13 protein-coding genes are annotated in these 19279 nt (G+C 74.3%); 6 read left to right on the top strand and 7 right to left on the bottom strand.

What is annotated here, in order from left to right; genetic code table 11:
• Positions 1 to 45: 45 nt before the first annotated feature.
• From ACF08N_RS09815 to ACF08N_RS09795, 5 genes are all read left to right on the top strand, one after another.
• Entirely contained in the window at positions 46 to 501 is a 456-nt protein-coding gene (locus ACF08N_RS09815; protein WP_392324075.1) for a single-stranded DNA-binding protein, read from the top strand.
• Between the two features lie 257 nt (positions 502 to 758).
• A complete protein-coding gene (locus tag ACF08N_RS09810) occupies positions 759 to 2171 on the top strand; it encodes a Cys-Gln thioester bond-forming surface protein (RefSeq protein ID WP_392324074.1) in 1413 nt (470 codons plus the stop codon).
• Positions 2172 to 2415: 244 nt separating this feature from the next.
• Positions 2416 to 4080 (top strand): energy-dependent translational throttle protein EttA, encoded by a 1665-nt coding sequence (gene ettA, locus ACF08N_RS09805; RefSeq protein WP_392324073.1) that lies wholly within the window; start codon positions 2416 to 2418, stop codon positions 4078 to 4080.
• An 8-nt stretch (positions 4081 to 4088) separates the two neighbouring features.
• Positions 4089 to 4550, top strand: a complete 462-nt coding sequence (locus ACF08N_RS09800; RefSeq protein WP_392324072.1) for an acyl-CoA thioesterase — start codon at positions 4089 to 4091, stop codon at positions 4548 to 4550.
• Positions 4551 to 4558: 8 nt separating this feature from the next.
• Positions 4559 to 5227, top strand: coding sequence for a hypothetical protein (locus ACF08N_RS09795; protein WP_392324323.1), 669 nt, complete (start codon positions 4559 to 4561; stop codon positions 5225 to 5227).
• A 777-nt stretch (positions 5228 to 6004) separates the two neighbouring features.
• On the opposite strand, the gene ACF08N_RS09790 is transcribed toward ACF08N_RS09795, so the two are convergent.
• From ACF08N_RS09790 to ACF08N_RS09775, 4 genes are all read right to left on the bottom strand, one after another.
• Entirely contained in the window at positions 6005 to 6949 is a 945-nt protein-coding gene (locus tag ACF08N_RS09790) for an ABC transporter ATP-binding protein (protein WP_392324071.1), read from the bottom strand.
• The gene (locus ACF08N_RS09785) at positions 6946 to 9756 is read right to left on the bottom strand and encodes an ABC transporter permease (RefSeq protein WP_392324070.1); all 2811 of its coding nucleotides are present in this window, start codon (positions 9754 to 9756) and stop codon (positions 6946 to 6948) included. The genes ACF08N_RS09790 and ACF08N_RS09785 overlap by 4 nt, the downstream gene beginning before the upstream one ends.
• 1 nt (position 9757) lies before the next feature.
• Positions 9758 to 13114 (bottom strand): FtsX-like permease family protein, encoded by a 3357-nt coding sequence (locus tag ACF08N_RS09780; RefSeq protein WP_392324069.1) that lies wholly within the window; start codon positions 13112 to 13114, stop codon positions 9758 to 9760.
• Between the two features lie 224 nt (positions 13115 to 13338).
• Positions 13339 to 13746: a globin gene (locus ACF08N_RS09775; protein WP_392324068.1), complete on the bottom strand. Its 408-nt coding sequence runs from the start codon at positions 13744 to 13746 to the stop codon at positions 13339 to 13341.
• Positions 13747 to 13971: 225 nt separating this feature from the next.
• Between ACF08N_RS09775 and ACF08N_RS09770 the strand changes: the two genes are divergently transcribed.
• A complete protein-coding gene (locus ACF08N_RS09770) occupies positions 13972 to 14955 on the top strand; it encodes a methyltransferase domain-containing protein (RefSeq protein ID WP_392324067.1) in 984 nt (327 codons plus the stop codon).
• A gap of 63 nt (positions 14956 to 15018) precedes the next feature.
• On the opposite strand, the gene ACF08N_RS09765 is transcribed toward ACF08N_RS09770, so the two are convergent.
• The 3 genes from ACF08N_RS09765 to ACF08N_RS09755 all read right to left on the bottom strand — a co-directional run bounded on the left by ACF08N_RS09765 (position 15019) and on the right by ACF08N_RS09755 (position 19279).
• On the bottom strand, positions 15019 to 16326 hold the full coding sequence (locus ACF08N_RS09765; protein WP_392324066.1) for an FHA domain-containing protein: 1308 nt from the start codon (positions 16324 to 16326) through the stop codon (positions 15019 to 15021).
• A gap of 69 nt (positions 16327 to 16395) precedes the next feature.
• Positions 16396 to 17760 (bottom strand): VWA domain-containing protein, encoded by a 1365-nt coding sequence (locus ACF08N_RS09760; RefSeq protein ID WP_392324065.1) that lies wholly within the window; start codon positions 17758 to 17760, stop codon positions 16396 to 16398.
• Between the two features lie 211 nt (positions 17761 to 17971).
• Positions 17972 to 19279 carry a protein phosphatase 2C domain-containing protein gene (locus ACF08N_RS09755; protein ID WP_392324064.1) on the bottom strand — a complete coding sequence of 436 codons (1308 nt, stop codon included), beginning with the start codon at positions 19277 to 19279 and terminating at the stop codon, positions 17972 to 17974.

The following is a 19279-nucleotide window of genomic DNA, read 5'->3' as shown; positions in this document are numbered from 1 at the left end:
GAAGACAGCGATCGGGCAAGGCAACCGGACGGAGAGGTGACCGTCATGAACGACACCATGGTGACGGTGGTGGGGAATGTGGCCACGAATGTGGAGTACCGGGAAACGGCCACCGGAGGGATGGCGCGATTTCGCTTCGCGGTGCCCTCGCGGCGGTGGGACCGGCAGAACGGCAACTGGGCGGACGGGCCGACGAGCTTCTACACGGTCTTCGCCTGGCGGTCACTGGCGGCGAATCTGGCCGGCTCGGTGTCCGTCGGTGAACCGCTCGTGGTGCACGGCAGGTTGAAGGTGCGTGAGGAGGACGGCGAGGGCAGGCGCCGGACGTTCGTGGACATCGACGCGACGGCGGCGGGGCACGACCTGACGCGCGGGACGGCGGCGTTCCGGCGGGTGACGAGGGGTGAGCCGGTTCCGGCGGCCCGGCGCGACGAGGGGCCGGGCGAGTCCGAGGAGACGGTGGTGGTTCGGCAGGCGCGGGAGCCGGTTGCCGTCCCCTGAGGGGCAGTTGGGCGTCGTGCGGCGATGCCGCTCCGCGGATCGCGGCCGGTAAAAGGGGTGATCAGGGGGTGAACTGACCGACGGTGATAACGATTACGAGTCGGAATGGTTATCTGATGACATGGCGGGGGACCGGGGTGCGCGCCGTCCATAGGATTCCCGGGTACTCACGGGGCACTTGAGTTAGCTGGCGAGACACTTCCCCCACGCGTCACACGCGAAGGTCTCGCCCAGAGGGGAATTCTGCTGTGTTTGCTGTGTTCTCTGCGTCTGCTGTACGCAGGCGGCGCGCCGCGCGTCTTGCCGCGGCGGCCCTCGTATCGGGCCTGATCGCCACAGGCACCCTCGCCGGCGCGGGCATGGCCGCCGCCGACGACGGCACTCAGCACCAGGGCGGCGCCGTCGCCACGCTGGACGGGCTGAAGACGTTCGACAAGGCCGTGCTGCACAACGGCGGCAAGGATCAGGAGATCCCCGCCGGGCTCTTCGAGATGACGGTCGAGGGCGGCGGTCAGCTCAAGACGTACTGCATCGACATCCACAACCCGACCCAGTCCCAGGCCAAGTACCTGGAGACTCCCTGGGACCAGACGTCGCTGGGATCCAACAAGAACGCGGGCAAGATCCGCTGGATCCTCGAGCACTCCTACCCCCAGGTCGACGACCTGGCGGCCCTGGCCAAGGGTGCCGACGCCGGGTCGCTGACCGCCGAGACCGCGGCGGCCGGCACCCAGGTCGCCATCTGGCGTTTCTCGGACGGCGCCGACGTCGAGGCGCTCGACCCGCAGGCGGAGAAGCTGGCCGACTGGCTGGAGACGTCCGCCAAGGATGTCGCCGAGCCCAAGGCGTCGCTGAGCCTCGAGCCGAACGCGGTCTCCGGCAAGGCCGGCAGCCGCATCGGCCCGGTGACGGTGCGTACCGACGCCGGTCAGGTGACGGTGACGCCGCCCGCCGACGCCGCCGCCAGCGGCATCAAGATCACGGACGAGGCGGGCAAGCCGGTCACCTCCGCGGCCAACGGCAGCAAGCTGTACTTCGACGTTCCGGCCGGCGCCGCCGACGGGACGGCCTCGCTGAGCGCCCAGGCGACCATGTCGGTCCCGGTGGGCCGCGCGTTCGCCAGCGCGAGCAAGAGCCAGACCCAGATCCTGGCCGGCTCCAGCCAGTCCACGGTCTCCGCGACCGCCACCGCGACGTGGGCGAAGACGGGTCCGATCCCGTCCGTCACCGCGGAGAAGAACTGCGCCAAGGGCGGCGTCGACATCACCGCCGGCAACAAGGGCGACTCCCCGTTCACCTTCGAGCTCGCCGGCATCAAGCACACCATCCCGGCCGGTGAGTCCCGGACGGTGACCGTGCCGGTCGCCGAGGACCAGGCGTACGACTTCACGATCACCGGCCCCGGTGGCTTCAAGAAGAACTTCAAGGGCGTCCTGGACTGCAAGACCCAGGGCACGCCGCAGCCGGGCACCGAGACCCCCTCGTCCCAGCCCAGCCCGGCGTCGGCCGGCGGCACGTCCGCGGGCGCCGAGGGCCCCGAGGGCGACCTCGCCGAGACCGGCGGCTCCAGCGCCACGCCGATGATCGCGGGCATCGCGATCGTGCTGGTGCTGATCGGCGGCGGCGCGGTGTTGTTCCTCCGCAGGAAGACGTCGGCCGCCGGCGAGTGAGCGAACGACCGCGTGATGTGACACAGCGCTGACAGAGGGGCCCGGCACGGGTGACGTGCCGGGCCCCTCTCACGTCGTGTGCCGGGCCCGTCGCGCGCCGGGTTCCTCGCGCGTCGCATGCCGGGTCCCCTGTGCGCCGTGTGCTGGGCCGTCTCACGTGGCGCGGGCCGCGGTTTCCGTCCGGGGGGCGGCGTACGGCAAGATGGGTGTATCTGCCCACCCACTGCTTGCCGGACGGTTTCTCTTGGCTGAGTACATCTACACGATGCGCAAGACGCGCAAGGCGCACGGCGACAAGGTCATCCTCGATGACGTGACGCTGAGCTTCCTGCCCGGTGCGAAGATCGGTGTGGTCGGCCCCAACGGCGCCGGTAAGTCCACCGTGCTGAAGATCATGGCCGGTCTGGAGCAGCCGTCCAACGGTGACGCCTTCCTCTCGCCCGGCTACTCCGTCGGCATCCTCCTCCAGGAGCCGCCGCTCGACGAGTCCAAGACCGTCCTGGAGAACGTCCAGCAGGGCGTCGCCGAGGTCAAGGGCAAGCTCGACCGCTTCAACGAGATCGCCGAGCAGATGGCGACCGAGTACACGGACGAGCTGATGGAGGAGATGGGCAAGCTCCAGGAGGAGCTGGACCACGCCAACGCCTGGGACCTCGACGCCCAGCTCGAGCAGGCCATGGACGCCCTCGGCTGCCCGCCCGCCGACTGGCCCGTCACCAACCTCTCCGGTGGTGAGAAGCGCCGCGTCGCCCTGTGCAAGCTGCTCCTCGAGGCCCCCGACCTGCTGCTCCTCGACGAGCCCACCAACCACCTCGACGCCGAGTCGGTCCAGTGGCTGGAGGCGCACCTCGCCAAGTACGCCGGCACCGTCGTCGCCATCACCCACGACCGCTACTTCCTCGACAACGTCGCGGAGTGGATCCTCGAGCTCGACCGCGGCCGCGCCCACCCGTACGAGGGCAACTACTCCACGTACCTGGAGAACAAGGCATCCCGCCTCAAGGTCGAGGGTCAGAAGGACGCCAAGCGCCAGAAGCGCCTCAAGGAAGAGCTGGAGTGGGTCCGCTCGAACGCGAAGGGGCGGCAGGCCAAGTCCAAGGCCCGCCTCGCGCGTTACGAGGAGATGGCCGCCGAGGCCGACAAGATGCGGAAGCTGGACTTCGAGGAGATCCAGATCCCGCCGGGCCCGCGTCTGGGCTCCGTCGTGGTCGAGGTGAACAACCTCTCCAAGGCGTTCGGCGACAAGGTCCTCATCGACGACCTGTCCTTCACGCTGCCGCGCAACGGCATCGTCGGCGTCATCGGCCCGAACGGCGCCGGCAAGACGACGCTGTTCAAGATGATCCAGGGCCTGGAGAAGCCGGACTCGGGCGAGATCAAGGTCGGCGAGACCGTCAAGATCTCGTACGTCGACCAGAGCCGTGCCAACATCGACGCCAAGAAGACGCTGTGGGCCGTCGTCTCCGACGAGCTGGACTACATCAACGTCGGCCAGGTCGAGATGCCGTCCCGCGCCTACGTGAGCGCCTTCGGCTTCAAGGGCCCGGACCAGCAGAAGCCGGCCGGAGTCCTCTCCGGCGGTGAGCGCAACCGCCTGAACCTGGCGCTCACCCTCAAGCAGGGCGGCAACCTGCTGCTCCTCGACGAGCCGACCAACGACCTCGACGTGGAGACGCTGTCCTCCCTCGAGAACGCGCTGCTGGAGTTCCCCGGTGCGGCCGTGGTCGTCTCCCACGACCGCTGGTTCCTCGACCGCGTCGCCACGCACATCCTGGCGTACGAGGGCGACTCCAAGTGGTTCTGGTTCGAGGGCAACTTCGAGTCGTACGAGAAGAACAAGATCGAGCGTCTCGGCCCGGACGCGGCTCGTCCGCACCGTGCCACCTACAAGAAGCTCACCCGGGGCTGAGGCAGCGTATGGCTCGCCACATCTACCGCTGTCCCCTGCGCTGGTCGGACATGGACGCCTTCGGGCACGTCAACAACGTCGTCTTCCTGCGGTATCTGGAAGAGGCGCGGATCGACTTCATGTTCCGGCTGGCGCCGGGGGACGGTTCGCCGTCCTTCTCCGGCGGATCGGTGGTCGCCCGCCACGAGATCGACTACGTGCGGCCGCTGGTCCACCGGCATGAGCCGGTGGTCATCGAGTCGTGGGTGACCCGGATCGCCGCGGCGTCGCTGACCATCGCCTACGAGGTGAAGGAGGCGGACGACCCCGAGCAGGTGTACGTGCGGGCCTCGACGGTCGTCGTCCCCTACAACCTGGCCGAGGGCAGGCCGCGCCGGATCAGCGCGGAGGAGAAGTCGTTCCTCCGGAAGTATCTCGACGACGAGGCCGCGGGCCCCGACGACAAGCCCGAGGACGCCCTCGTCGCATGACCGTGCCCATGTCCGTACCCGTGCATAGCCTGCATCTCGCCGACGCGAGGGAGGCGGACGATCTCGCCGCCTTCCTCGCCCGGCTGATCCACTACGACCGCGCCGCCGCGGTCAGGCTGCAGGCTGGCAGTGGTGCGCTGGCCGTCTTCGGACGTCCGCCCTCCTTCGAGGTGCTCGCGATCCGTACGGCGAGGCTCGCCGAACCCGTCGAGCTGGACGTCACCGTGTCGGCCGGGGAGCTGCTGGAGTCGCTGGGCGGCGCGGAGTTCAGGGTGCCGGGTGCGGTGACGGGGCCGCCGTGGGCCGGGGTGCTGCCGCCCCGCGGCGGCTGGCGCGAGCTGGCCGGGCTGCCGGACGTGCAGGCGATGCGGGGTGCGGTGGCGGCGGCCGTCGCGGAGTTCCGCACGCGGGACGAGGCACTGCCGGCGCAGCGGCGCACGCGCGCCGAGCGGGACCGCATCGGCCGCGAGATCTGGTCGCGCACGGTGGGCGGCACGGGCTTGCCGCTGCGCGCCGTGCACGCGGCCCAGGCCCTGGGCTTCCTGCGCCCGGGAGTGCCGGTGGCGCTGCTGTCGTCGGGGACGTGGCTGAGGCTGCGGACGCCGTACGGGTCGGTGGCGGTGCGCACGAATGGGCTGGGCGGGTTGAGTGTGACACCGGTGCGCCCGACGTCCTGACGACGCCGGGCCCCGGCGGCGTGGAGTTCCCCCACCCCGCCCCTCCCCGAAACTCTGACGAGACCCGGGGGCTCCGCCCCCGTGACCCCCGGTTGCGCCCGCTGCGCGGGGCGTGCGCCGGCCCGGCGTGTGGGGGACGCCTCCCGGAAACTCTGAGGGGGCCTGGTGGCTCGGCCCCGTGCCCCTGGCTGCGCCCGCTGCGCGGCGCGTGCGCCGTCCCGGCGCGTGGGGATGCCCTCACCCCGACGCCTCCCGGAAACTCTGACGGGGCCTGGTGGCTCGGGCCCGTTCCCCCGGCTGCGTCCGCTGCGCGGCGCGTGCGCCGGCCCGGCGTGTGGGGAAACTCTGACGAGACCCGGGGGCTCCGCCCCGTCACCTCCGGTTGCGTCCGCTCGCGGCGCGTGGGCGTGCCGGTGCGTGTGGGGGGAATGCCCCCACCCCGCCCCTCCCCGAAACTCTGACGAGACCCGGGGGCTCCGCCCCCGTGACCCCCGGTTGCGCCCGCTGCGCGGGGCGTGCGCCGGCCCGGCGTGTGGGGGACGCCTCCCGGAAACTCTGAGGGGGCCTGGTGGCTCGGCCCCGTGCCCCTGGCTGCGCCCGCTGCGCGGCGCGTGCGCCGGCCCCGCCGGGTTCGCTGATTCCGGCTCCGCAGCGCGGGAGTGCCCCTGCCCGGCCCGCTTGGCGGGCGCGGGTTCCGTCCGGGAAAGGGTGCCGCGCCGCCCCGGCAGGGCTTCGCCCCCGTTCCCCCGCCTCTGCCCGCTTCGCGGGCCGAGGCGGTCACGCAGAGGGCGGGGTGTCCGGCCAGATGGTGATGTGGTCTGGTTCCAGTTCCAGGGCCACCCGGTCCGCCATGCCGAGGGCCGTCGTGTATTCGGTGGGGAGCTGGAGGCGGCCCGCGCGGTCCAGCATCGCGTACTCGCGGGCCACCACCGATTCCTGGCCCGTCGTCGCGTCGATCTCCGTGCGGCGCAGGACCTCGGATGAGGTGCGGCCGTCGCGGATGGCGACCGTGCGGCGGACCTCGGAGGCGACCGCCTGGTCGTGGGTGACGATCACGATCGTCGTGCCCAGCTCCTCGTTCGCGCGGCGGAAGGCGGCGAAGACCTGTTCGCCGGTCGCCGAGTCCAGCTCGCCCGTGGGCTCGTCCGCGAGCAGCACCGAGGGGGAGTTCGCGAGCGCGACCGCGATCGCGACGCGCTGCTGCTGGCCGCCGGACAGCTGCCGCGGGCGGCGGTCCGCGCAGTCGGCGACGCCGAGCATCGTGAGCAGGTCATGAACGCGCTCCGCCTTGCGCCGGCTCCGGCCCCGCAATTGCATCGGCAGCGCCACGTTCTGCGCCGCCGTCAGGTACGGCAGCAGGTTCCGGGCGGTCTGCTGCCACACGAAGCCCACCACCTCCCGGCGGTAGCGCAGCCGGGCTCCGGCGTCCATCGTGAGCAGGTCGCGGCCCGCGACCCGCGCCGCGCCCGCCGTGGGCACGTCGAGGCCGGCGAGGATGTTCATCAGGGTCGACTTGCCGCTTCCCGACGCGCCGACCAGGGCCATCAACTCGCCCTCCTTGACGAGCAGATCGAGCCCCTGAAGGGCCTGCACCTCGACGCCGTCCGTGGAGAACACGCGGACCAGCCGGTCGCAGGTGATCAGCGCGTCGTGCCCGTACGAGGGCCGTTCGCGCCGTGCCGTGACCCGGCGTTCGAGTTCCTCCAGGGTGGTGTCGGTCATCGCATGTCTCCTGCCCTGAGTTCGTTGACGGATCCTCGGCGCCCCGTCCACCAGGCCTGCACCCCGGCGACCGCCGCGGTCAGCAGGACCACCCCGACCGCGGGCAGCGCCAGCGACCAGGCGTCGGCCCGCAGAGAGACGCCGTCGACCGGCGCGACGCCCGGTGCGGCGGCCAGCGCCAGGCGGACCAGGTCCACGCCGGGGGCGAGCAGCCGGATGGTGGCCAGGCCGACGAGTACGCCTCCGGACGCGGCGAGCAGCGCCGAGGGGAGTGCTTCGAGACCCAGCAGCTGGCGCCCCTGCCGGGTGGTCAGGCCCATGGTGCGCAGCCTGGCGAGCAGCGTGGTGCGTTCCGGCGCCGACTGGAGCAGCGACAGCAGCAGCGCGAGGACGGCGTAGCCCGCGCCCGCGCCGATGGCGGCCGCGTAGATGCGTTCCGCCCCCGACTGCAGGGGCGAGTCCGTGAACGTCGCCCGTGCCTCGGCGCGCAGCCGCACGGTGAGGTCCTTGTCGAGGCCGTGTACGGCGGCTCGCAGGGCCCGTCCGTCCACCGTGTCGCCGGTGGCGAGCAGGGCGGTGGGCGCGCGCTGGGTCAGCCGGGAGCCGTCCACGACCAGGAACTCCGCGGACGTGACGGCCGGCGTGCGCTCCCGTACGGCCGCGATCTCCACCGTGAACTCGCCCGCCAGCGACCGGATCCGGCGCGGTCCCTTGCCCAGCCACTCGGCGACGCCCGGGGAGGCGACGGCCCGCAGCACGCCTTTCCCAGGTGACCGCAGCGTGTCCGCTGGGAAGGCGCCCAGGTCCAGCCCGTCGGACAGCGCCGCGTACCCCTTCGGCTCCACGCCGACCAGCGACGCCGCCGGCGGGGTCGTCAGGGCGTCGTCTCCGGCCGGCAGGTTCAGCGCGTGCTCGATCTGCACGGCGGTCACCGTCCGTACGCCGGACACCTCGCGCACGGCGCGCTCCGCGCCGGCCGGCAGGGCCACAGCGTCGGCGTCCCCGGAGATCCGGGCGTCCGCGCCGGTGGCCAGCAGCGCCGCCCGCGCCCGCGCGTCGTCGACACCCGCGAGCACCGAACCGCCGAAGCCCGCCGTCGTCAGCGCCACCAGCAGCGCGAGCAGCGGGAGCGCGCCGATCGCCGACGAACGTCCCGCGCGGGCCAGCGACAGGAACCCGATCGCACCGCGCAGCCGTGCGGCGGGGCGCGCGGCCCAGCGCAGCGGCAGTGGGTACAGCCGTACGAGGACGAGCGCGGCGATCAGGGCCACCAGGACCGGCGCGGCGCTGACCAGGTGATCGCCCGCGTCGGAGGTGCCGCGGCGGCGCAGCGCGACGACCGCACCCACCGCCAGGACGAGCAGGGTCACTTCGGCGACCGTGCGGCGCGCCGAGGGCCGCGACAGCACCAGGTCGTCGCGCCCTTGGTGCGCGCGCGGTACGCGGTGCTGGGCCGTCGCGCGCAGCGGCAGGGCGGCGCAGGCGACCAGGGCGACGGCCCCGGCGCCCAGCGCCGCGTACGGCAGGCGCGCGTCGTCGACGGCGAGGACCGCGGCCAGCAGTCCGGCGGCCGCGGCGGGCACGGCGACGACGGCGGTCTCGGCGAGCAGCCGGCCGCCGATGCCCCGCAGCGATCCGCCGCGCGAGCGCAGCAGGGCGATCTCGCTGCGGCGGCGGGCCGCGAACAGGCCGCCGGTCATGAGCACCACGACCGTGGCGACGGCAGCGACCCCGATCGCGGCGACGGCCACGACCGGCGCGATCGCGGACCGCATGGCGCCGTAGGAGGCGAGGATGCCGTCCAGGTCCGTCGTCAGGGCGGCGTTCTCGTCGACGGCCTCCTTGAGCCTCAGCAGGTCGGGGCCGTCCTCCAGGGAGGCGATACGGCTCGTCAGCCCGGGCACGCCCGCCGCGGTGAGATGCGCGGTCTCCGGGGCGATCCGCCAGTAGGGCTGCGGCTCGCCGGGGGTGCCGAGCAGCGCGGGCGCCGCCTCCGGGGCGATCAGGAGCGCGCCCTTCCAGAAGATCAGCGGCAGGGCGGTCGGGGTGGAGTCGAGCCCCGGGGTGCGCAGGAGCGGTTCGTAGGACCAGTAACCGCCCTCGGGCTCGCGGGGGTCGACGATGCCGGTCACCCGGACCGAGAGGATCGTCCCGGCCGTGTCGCCGAGATGCACCACCGAACCGGTCCTGATGTTCAGCGTCTTCGCCGTCTGTGCGGTGACGGCCGCCTCGACCTCCTTCGTCCCGGCGGTCACCCTCCCCGCGGCGCCCGGCAGCCGGCCCTCGCGCACGGTGGCGTGCTCGGCGAGGCCGCTCTGGGCGGCCAGCAGGAACTCGGGGTACTTGGTGTCGGGTCGCGGCAGCCAGCGGTCGTGCGCGATCAGGGTCTTCGTGGTCCGCACTCCGTACGCCGACTGGCCGGGATCGGCGCGCACCGGCTCGGGCAGCAGTCCGAGCACCCGGCGGTGGACGGGACCGAGCCGCGCGGGCAGCAGCGACGCCTCCCGCGCGGTGTCGGGCAGTTGGATGGGCGGCGGGGGCGTGGTCAGTTCCAGCCCGCTCCGGGACGGCGCGGCGCCGGTGATGTCATGGCGCAGCCCGCGGTTCTCGTACGCGTCCACGGCCCGGGGGAACGCGGCGGCCAGGAACGACGTGAGCAGTACGAGGACGCCGAAGGCCAGGGCGGCCCCGGGCGCCGTGCGCAGCCGGGTCCTGACCCAGGGGGCGACGAAGCGGCGGTGCGGGCCCACGGAGGGTGCCTCCTTCGGCTGTGTCCCGGGCCGCCGGCCGGCGGGGTTCGCGGTCATGTCAGTTGTCCCCCTGGTGGCGCAGCGTCACCGCGGGGTCGGCGCGGCGCAGGGCGATGACGGCGACGGTCACGAGCGGCAGCGCGGCGACGGAGGCCAGCAGCAGACCCACGCGGTCCGCGGGCAGTTCCACCAGGACCTGCGGAACGGGCTGCGTGGCCTGCGCGGTCAGGACCAGCAGGGGCACCACGGCCCGGGTCAGCACCGTGCCGAGGGCCACCCCCACCAGCAGCGCGATGCCGATCAGCACGGACTGCTCGGCGGCCACCAGCCGGGCGAGCCGGCGGCGCGGTGTGCCGAGCGCGCGGAGCACGGCGAACTCCGCCGACCGCTCACGCAGCGACCCCGCCGCGCTCACCGCGAAACCGACCGCGGCCAGTGCCGCGGCCACCACGGCGACCGCGAGCAGCGCCGAGCGCGGCCCGGCCCCGAGCGGGTCGCCCAGCAGTTCGCCGGCGGTCTCGTCGCGCACCAGCACCTGTCCCGGCTCCGCGTCGGGGCGGGCCCGCAGCTCGGCGGCGGCCGCGGCGGCCGTGCCGGGGGCGGTGCTCAGCCACCATTCGGTGGGCCGCAGCGACGTGCCCGACGTCCGGGCCAGCGCTTCGTTGACCGTGCGCAGATCGAGCAGCAACCCGCCGCCGTCGGCGGCCTGTCCACCGCTCTGCCCGGACGGGTCCGCGCCGGCGGCCGCCACGGCGGCGGGCCCGGTCGTCGGCAACTGCCGCACCGTGCGGACGATCGTCACCCGCAGCTCCTCACCGCCCAGGGTGACGTCCACGCTGTCGCCGCGTCGCGCGCCCGACGCGTCGAGGAAGGCGTCCGTCGCCACCGCGGGGATCCGCCGCGGCGCCGCCGGACGCACGGCGGCGACCTGGACGGCGAACGTGGGCTCGGGAGCCCACCGGTCCTCGCTCACCGGCGCCGGGCCGGTCCCGTACGCGACGCTCAGCGGCTTCGCCCCCGTCCCGTCGGCACGCGCCGGCACCGGCTTCCGCGCCTCGCCGTCCCACGTCTCGGTGTACGTGCCGGCCCAGCGCAGCCCCTCGGGCACCTCGACGGTGCGGAAGCCTCCCGTGGTGCCTGCCGCGAGGACCCGTTCGACGCTGAGGCGGTGCCGCTCGGCCGCCGTGGGCACCGGCGCGTCGAGCAGCCGCAGACCGGTCAGCGCGAGCGGCCCGGCGGGGGCGGCCCGGCCGCCGGAGGCGGTCCCGTCCAGGTCCAGGACCACCCGGTGGACGCGGCCGTCGACCGGCAGTTCGCCCGCGGGCATCCGGTAGGCGGTCCCGTGACGGTCCTCGAAGACGGCGACGGCCCTGAGCGCGAGGCCGCCCGGCGACGTCCCGGACGGCGCGTCCTCGTTCGTGAGACGCAGGTCCAGGGTGACGCGGCGGGTGCCCTCGGGCAGGAGCAGGCCCGCCCTGGAACTCCTCGCCGGGGCGAGGGCGGACAGCGGCGCGGCCGGGTCCTGGTCCGCCAAGTCGCCGCGCATCAGCAGGTGTTCGTCCGCGCCTGCCGTGTCCAGCGCGAGCACGATGGCCGTGCGGTCGCCGGACAGCGGGAGCGCCGTGCGGTGGGCCGGGGCCGCCGCACGCACGCCGGGCAGCGATCCGTACAGCCCGGCGTCCCCCGGCCCGCCCGTCCCGTCGTCCGTCACACGGACCGACGCGCCCGCCCGGAAGTCGGCCTGGTCGCGCTGCGACCGGTCCCACGACGCGCTCTGCCCGACCGCCAGCATGCCCATCGCGACCGCCAGCACCAGCAGCAGGACAGGGCCCGCGCCGCGCAACGGCCTGCGACTGAACTGCCAGCCCGCCAGCGCAACGGACAGCCCCCGGCCGCCGGCCGCCCGGCGCTCGGCGAGCCTCGCCACCGGCGGCAGCAGACGCAGCGTCAGCACCGTGCCCGCGAGGAGGGCGAGGGCGGGCGCCGCCACCAGCAGCGGGTCGACGCCGAGGCCGCCCTCACGATCACCGCTGAGCGCGCCGCCACCGGCGGCGCCCGTCCGGCGGTCGAGCTGCCAGTACGCCACCACCGCGACGGCGAGCAGTGCCACATCGGCTCCGGCCCTGACCGGCGCGGGCAGGGCGCGTGCGCGGCCGCGGCGTGGCGCGTCACCCGTCGCGGCGAGCGCGGGCGCCACCACCGCCGCGGCACAGCACACCGCGACCGCCCCGGCCACCAGCCAGACCTGTGCGGTCGGCGCCTCGCCGAGGCGGAGCCCGGCACGGGTCAGCGCCGAGTGCTCGGCCAGCAGCCGGGTCAGCGGGCCTGCGAGCAGCGGAGCGCAGACGGCGGCGGGCAGCGCCAGCAGCGCCGCCTCGACCGCGGCGAGCGCCGTGATCCGGCCCCGGGACGCGCCCCGCGCGCGCAACAGGCCGGTCTCGCCCGCCCGTTCGCTGCTCAGCAGCCGGGCCACCAGAAGCAGGGTGTACGCGGCGAGCACCACCAGCTGCACGGCGACGATCAGCAGGGTGGAACGCGCCACCAGCAGCGCCCGCTCGCTCTGCGCCAGCACCCTCGGCAGCGCCGTCCGCACGGTCGGCGCGGCCCCGAACGCCGGGTCGTCGGCGAGGTCCCCGGGTCCGCTCGTGGCGGCCGAGCGGAGGGCGCCGATCCGGTCGGTGGTGACGGTGCGGAAGTCGGCGGTGGCCAGCCACGCCGTCTCGCCGGCGCTGGTGCGGCCGGAGGCGAGCGCCGAGGGGTCGGCGAGCAGCGGCCCGTAGGTGGTGAAGACGACGGTGCGCACGCCGCGACCGCCGAGCGCGTCCAGTTGCCAGTACGGATCGGCCGGGTCGGTGGCCCGGTACACGCCGGTGACCCTGATCATCAGCGGCTTCTCGGTGAGCCGGTCGGTGAGGGTGAGCTGCGCGCCCGGTTTCAGACCCAGCAGCTTCGCGGCCGTCTCGGGCAGCGCCACCGGGACAGGGCCGTCACCGGCGGGGCCGGGCAGCGCACCGGCCACCGTTCGGACGCGGGTGGCGTCCAGGGCGGCGAAGTGGGTGAGATCCGGTTCGCCCTTGCGGGCCTCGGGGGCCTGGAGCGAGCGCGGCAGCGCGTACGGGCCCGACCGCTCCAGCTTCCGTACTGTCACCGGCAGCCCGTCGAACGATGCCCGCGCGCCGCGGACGACGGCCTCATGGGCGGAGGCGTGCCGCTCGGCGGGGACCCGGGCGGTGACGACGAGCGAGGCGTTCGCGGCCTCGCGGCCGCCGAGTGTGTGGCGCAGCGCTGCGTCGCCGACCGAGCCGGAGAAGCCGGCGAGTGCGGCGAGCACACAGGTCGTCAGCACGACGGCGAGCAGGGCCGCGGCGAGAAGCAGACGGTGCGCTCTGACGCGCAGCAGTACGAACCCCGTCACTCGTCCCCCACCCAGCCGCATTCCCCCGAAGCCACCCTTGGCGGGATGCTTTCAGAGGACACGGGCCGGTGGAAACCGCTTGCCGCACGACCTTGACCTGATCGTGACCGTTATCCGGCGACGGACGACCGCATTCCGCGCCCGCGCGGGTCCCCCTCCCGCATTCCGCGCCGCGCGGTCCCCTTACCGATGCGCGCCGTACGGGTTCCCGTACCGCCTCGCCGCTACTGGTCCGGGGTGTTGACCATGGAGGCGGCGGCGTAGGCGAGGTAGCTCCAGAGCTGCTGCTCGTGCTCCTCGGACAGGCCGAGCTCGTCGACCGCCGCCCGCATGTGCCGCAGCCAGGCGTCGTGCGCGGCCCGGTCGACGGTGAACGGCGCGTGCCGCATCCGCAGCCGGGGATGGCCGCGGTTGTCGCTGTAGGTGCGCGGGCCGCCCCAGTACTGCATCAGGAAGAGTACGAGCCGCTCCTCGGCCGGACCGAGGTCCTCCTCCGGGTACATCGGCCGCAGCAGCGGGTCCTCGGCCACACCCTGGTAGAACCGGTGGACGAGGCGTCGAAAGGTCTCCTCGCCGCCGACCTGCTCGTAGAAGGTCTGCTCCTGAAGCGTCCCGCGCGGAATCTCGTTCACCTGGATGAGCCTCGCAATATGTCTCTGGCAAGCCCCGAGGGGTGCCGGCCGGGGGTCCGGGGCCCGTTCCCCGGTGAAAGCAGCACCCGTCCATGGTCTCAGACGGACCGGCCGAGGACGGAGGCCCTAGGTCCCGTCCTTCCGGGCCGCACGGCCGGGGGACGCGCCCGCGCCGTGACCGGCGGGGCGCTCGCCTCGCCGCCGCGGGCGCAGGAGAGTGGAGGCATGGGTGCACACGCGGACCGATTCGCCGAGCCGGGCGCCGAGGCGCGCTCCGCTCTCGTGCGCCGGATCGTGGCCGGGGGCGAGCTGACCGACCCCGCCTGGCGGGCGGCGTTCGAGGAGGTGCCGCGGCACCTGTTCGTGCCGTACTACTTCATCGGCCGGACGGGCACGTACGAGCGTCTGTGGTGCGAGGACCCCGATCCCGAGCAGCAGGCCCGCTGGCTGCGCGGGGCCTACGCGGACGAGCCGCTCGCCACCCGGGTCCGGGACGGCGAACTGGTCTCCTCCTCCAGCCAGCCCTCCCTCATGGCCGAGATGCTCGAAGCCCTCGCCGTACGGGACGGGGACAGGGCCCTGGAGATCGGCGCGGGCACCGGCTACAACGCGGCCCTGCTCGCGCACCGCCTCGGCGACGAGGCGGTCACCACCGTCGACCTGGACCCCGAGATCACCGAAGCCGCCCGCTCCCATCTGGCCGCGGCCGGCTACCGGCCCACCGTGGTCACCGGCGACGGAGCGCGCGGCTGCCCGGAACGCGCGCCCTTCGACTGCGTGATCGCGACCTGCACGCTGCCGTCGGTGCCCCACGAGTGGCTGCCGCAGTGCAATCCGGGCGCCCGGATCGTCGCTCCGCTCTCGACCGGGGTGATCGCGCTGCGGGTGCGCGAAGGGCCGGAGGGGCGCAGCGCGGAGGGGCGCTTCCTAGGGACGTCGGCGTTCTTCGTACCGCTGCGCGGCGGGCTGGCGCCGCCTGAGTCGCGAGCGGGCGGACTGCCCCGGCGCACGATCGAGAACGACCTGTTCCGCTTCCTGCTGAGTCTGACCGCCGGCAGTCTGGACCCGCGCGAGGCCATGTCCCTGTGGGAGCGCGAACGCCGCCCCGAGCGCAACCGCTTCGGGATCACCGTCACGGCCGCCCACCAGTGGGCCTGGCTGGACGACCCCGAGGGCCCCTACATCTGGCCGCTCGGCCCGTCGGTCTGACGACAGGAGAGAGCGGCGGACGCGTGGCCCCGGACCGGCGGGCGGTCCGGGGCGGCGGAGCGATCAGTCGCGGCGGACCGTGATCGTCGTCCAGGCGCCGACGTGGACCCGGTCGCCGTCGTTCAGCGGGACCGGGACATAGGGCTGGATGGGGTCCTCGGCTCCGTTGAGCGTCGTGCCGTTCGTCGAGTTCTGGTCGACGACCGCCCAGGAGCCGTCCGGCTGCTGCACCAGCACCGCGTGCTGGTGCGAGACGCCGGGGTCCTCCGGCGGCACGGACAGGTCGATGTCGGGCGACTCGCCCGTGGAGTGCCTGCGGCGGCCGATCGTCATCTGCGTGCCGGTGAGCGGCAGGCGCTGCTCGGGGGAGTATGCGGGCAGGTTGAGCCCCGTGGCCTCCGGGCCGCTGCGCTGCATCATCGCCATGAAGTACTCGCGGTCCGGCCCGATCACGGCCGTCCAGCCCGCGGGTGCCGACCCGCCCGGGAACTGGCCGCCCTGCTGCTGGAACGGCCCCGGACCCTGCGGGCCCTGGGGCGCCTGGGGCGACTGCGGACCTTGGGGCGGCTGCGGGCCCTGGGGTCCTGGCGGCGGGGGTGACTGTGTGCGCGACGGCGGCGACAGCATCCAGTCGTCGCCACCGCCCGTGTGCTGGGGCTGCGGTGGCGCGGGCGGCGCCGGGGGACCGGGCTGCGGGAACGCGGGCGGCGGAGGCGGCGGACCGCCCTGCTGGAACGCCTGCGGAGGCTGCTGCGCACCGGACGGCTCATGGCCCAGCGGCTCGGCGGGCCGGTTCATCTGCGAGGGCCGGGAGCCCTGGTACTCGAACGGGTCACGCTGCTGGGGCGGTGGCGGCGGCCCCTGATGCGGCGGCCCTTGGTACGGGGGCGGTCCCTGATGAGGCGGCGGCCCCTGGTGCGGGGGCGGTCCCTGATGAGGCGGCGGCCCCTGGTGCGGGGGCGGTCCCTGATGAGGCGGCGGCCCCTGGTGCGGGAGTGGTCCCTGATGCGGCGGCGGGCCGGGCGGCGCGGGCGGTCCCGGCTGCGACTGGAAGCCCGGCGGAAGATTCAGACCGGGCTGCTGCGGCGGCGCCAGCGGCGTGTAGGAGGTTGCCGTGTTCGTGAGGAAGTTGTACCGGCACTCCTCGCAGAACGGGGCCATGGCCTCGCGGGGCGTACGGCACTGCGGGCACAGCTCGGCCTGGGCGGTGGCGTTCGGATCGCCGCCCGGGCCCGGGTAGCCGTAGGAGGGGGGCGGGGGAGGCGGTGGCGGCGCGGCTCCCGTGGGAGCGCCAGGGCCGGCCATGCGGTGGCCACAGACCTCGCACCAGTCGTCGGAACCCGACTGGTGTCCGTTCGGGCAGGTCGGCATGTCGGCGCGTCCCCCTCTCCTTCTCCGGCCCGCGGGCCGATCACGTCTGCTCGTGCGTACTGCTCGTGTCTATTTCTTCACGCGAACCGTCTTCGTGGAGCGCGTCTCGAGAGTCATCTCGTCCGCCTCCGCGACCTTCGCCTTCAGTCGCACAGTACCCGTCGCCGCGTCGACGACGTCCACCACCTTCGAAAGCAGTTTCGCAGTGTCCTTGTTTCCGGAATGTGCCGCCAGCTGTACGGCGCGCCCCAGTTTCGCGGTCGCGCCGTCGATGTCGCCCGCCTTGCGGGCGTCCAGCCCCTGCTGGATGACCTGGGCCAGTTCGGCCTGGCCGGTGTAGTGCGCGACCTGCGGATTGATCGCGGTCGACGCCACCATGTCGTCCGTCCACACCGCCCGTACGAGCCCCTGGGACAGCACCTCGGGAGCGCCGCCGTCCGCGGCCGGAACGATCAGCGAGACGCGTGCCGCCAGCATCTCCCGGCCGATCCCGGCCTCGGGCACCTTCACGCACACGTGGTAGTCGCGCGACTCGTCGCCCCAGGAGCCGGTCGGGTAGTCACCGGCGCGGGGCCCGGCCTCGGTACGCCGCCCTGTCAGGTCCTCCACCGTCGGCGCGACCTGCTTGACGAACGCGATCTCCACGCCGACGGGCGTCCACAGCCGCAGCGCGACGTCCGCGACCCCCTTGCCCATCGCGTCCTCCATCATCCGCGTGAAGTCGGCGGCCAGGCCGCTGGGATCGGCCACGATGTCGGCCGTGCCGAGCAGCGCGGAGGCGATGCCGGTGACCTCCTTGACCTCCCAGTCGGTGCCGACACCGCGGGCGTCGCAGGTGAAGCGGCCCGCGCAGGCGTCCAGAGCGGCGCGCAGGTCCTCCGGCGACTCGTGCTCGTTGCGCCCGTCGGTGAGCAGGATGCCGTGCCGGATCCGCAGGTCCGAGGAGGCGAGCAGCCGGTCCGCGAGGCCCAGCCAGGTGCCGATCGCGGTGCCGCCGCCCGCGCTCAGGCGGCGCAGCGCGTCCTTCGCCTGGGCGCGGGTCGCCGCATTGGCGACGGCGAGCCGCCCGCCGCCCGGAAAGACCTCCTCCGCCTTGTGGGTGCCGGCGACCACGGCGAAGGCGACACCGTCGCGCAGCGTGTCGATGGCGGCGGCCGTGGCGTCACGGGCGTTGCGCATCTTCGTCGGCGGGTAGTCCATGGAGCCGGAGCAGTCGACCATGATCACGACTCCGGCACCGTCCGGCGCCGCTCGGCCCGGTACGGACGAGGGTGCCGGCGTCGCCCCGGGCAGGGTCACGCCGCCGGTGGTGCCGCCACCGGTCGAGGTCACGGTGACGATCGCGTTGACCTCGCGGCCGCCCTCCGGAAGGTATTCGTTCTGATAGACGTCGACCGAGAACTGCGGCACCTGGGACTTGGAGAAAACGGCCATCTGTATCGGCTCCTCAGGGCTCCACCGGGGCAGAGAGTCGGGACAGGTCGGACAAGTCGAGCAGGTCGGACAGGTCGGGCAGCGGCGGCGGGACGGCCGGCCCACAGGTGGCGGGCGCGGCGCGATCCGACGGGCGGGCGCGGCGTGGTCAGCGGGCGGTCGTCGGGCGGGCGGTCGCGGTCGGGCAGGCGCCCGGCCGGCTGGGCAGGGCTCAGGCCGGGTCCGGCCCCCCGGCCGGGACAGCGAACGGCAGCACCGCCACCGTGACGTTGTCGTGGCCGCCTCCGTCGAGGGCGTGGCCGACCAGCACCTGGGCGCTGTGCAGCGGTCGTTCGGCCGCGTCCGCGGGCACGGCGCGCGCCATCTCGTCGGCGCCCTCGGCGTAGTTCCACAGGCCGTCCGTGCAGACCACGACCACGCCGGGGCGGTCCGGCTTGAACGACGCGGTGTGCGGCTCCAGTTCGTACGCGTCGGCGCCCAGCCACCCGGTGATCGCGTGCGCGCGCTCGTCCGCGTACGCCTCGGCCTCGTTCATCAGACCGGCGGCGACCATCTGCGCCGCCCACGAGTCGTCCTCGGTGAGCCGCGCGGGCGGGCCGCTGCGGTCGTCGGGCACCCAGTAGGCGCGGCTGTCTCCGACCCAGCCGACGACCAGCAGTCCGCCCGCGGCCACGGCGCTGACGATGGTGCACGCCGGGGCGTTCTGCCGGCCGCCCTGGTCGGCTGCCTCGCTCCCGGTCTCCTCCGCAAGGGAGTTGACCGCCGTGGCGGCGGCGACGATCGCCTCGTGCATGGCCTGCTGCGGGTGGGTGCCGCGCGGCAGCGAGGAGAGCAGCTGCTCGTTGGCCGCGCGGGCCGCCGCCGCCGACGCCTCGTCCGGGCGGGTCGCCGACGAGACGCCGTCGCAGACGACGGCCACGACGGCGGGCGAACCGTCCGGCAGGGAGGTGGCGGAGACCGCGAACGAGTCCTCGTTGCGGTGGTGGCGCAGGCCCCGGTCGCTGACGGCGGCGACCGACTCGAGCTCCTGCTCCATGTGGTCGCGCTCGCGCGGCTGGGCGTGACCGCAGTTCTCGCAGTAGCCGTCGGGATCGACGTGGCCCGCCCGGCAGGCCACACACAGCTTGCCGCCCGCCGGCCCCGGTGGTGCCGCCGGGAGCCCGGCGGCACGCGGGTCGGCCGGTGCCGCCCCGGCGGGCTCCGGCGCGGCCAGCTCGAAGTCGCCCGAGGGCGGGGTGTCGTAGCGGACGCCGGGGCCCGGGAGCTCACCGCCGTCGGAGTCGGTGCCGGGCAGGTCCCCGGCCTGCTGGGTGGGCGGGGACATGCCCGAGGTGTCGGTGCCGGTGGCGGCGGGCCACTCCACGGGTGATCCGATGGCCAGGGTGGGGCGGTCCGGCGGGGACGCGGGAACGGCCGACAGGTCGTACCCGCACACTCCGCAGAACCGGTCGCCGGGCTCCACCGGCTCCTCGCAGCTGGGGCAGGCCGTGTCGTCGGCCGGCTGGTGCATCTGCGCCAT

Origin of the sequence: Streptomyces sp. NPDC015127, assembly GCF_043080095.1 — a bacterium.
Taxonomy (GTDB): Bacteria; Actinomycetota; Actinomycetes; order Streptomycetales; family Streptomycetaceae; genus Streptomyces.
This window is presented reverse-complemented; position numbering and strand designations above follow the sequence as displayed.

Coding starts and splice junctions, on each gene's coding strand:
- ACF08N_RS09815 (WP_392324075.1), top strand. CDS start 46: ATGAACGACACCATGGTGACGGTGGTGGGGAATGTGGCCACGAATGTG.
- ACF08N_RS09800 (WP_392324072.1), top strand. CDS start 4,089: ATGGCTCGCCACATCTACCGCTGTCCCCTGCGCTGGTCGGACATGGAC.
- ACF08N_RS09795 (WP_392324323.1), top strand. CDS start 4,559: ATGTCCGTACCCGTGCATAGCCTGCATCTCGCCGACGCGAGGGAGGCG.
- ACF08N_RS09790 (WP_392324071.1), bottom strand. CDS start 6,949: ATGACCGACACCACCCTGGAGGAACTCGAACGCCGGGTCACGGCACGG.
- ACF08N_RS09785 (WP_392324070.1), bottom strand. CDS start 9,756: ATGACCGCGAACCCCGCCGGCCGGCGGCCCGGGACACAGCCGAAGGAG.
- ACF08N_RS09770 (WP_392324067.1), top strand. CDS start 13,972: ATGGGTGCACACGCGGACCGATTCGCCGAGCCGGGCGCCGAGGCGCGC.
- ACF08N_RS09765 (WP_392324066.1), bottom strand. CDS start 16,326: ATGCCGACCTGCCCGAACGGACACCAGTCGGGTTCCGACGACTGGTGC.
- ACF08N_RS09760 (WP_392324065.1), bottom strand. CDS start 17,760: ATGGCCGTTTTCTCCAAGTCCCAGGTGCCGCAGTTCTCGGTCGACGTC.
- ACF08N_RS09755 (WP_392324064.1), bottom strand. CDS start 19,279: ATGGCGCAGATGCACCAGCCGGCCGACGACACGGCCTGCCCCAGCTGC.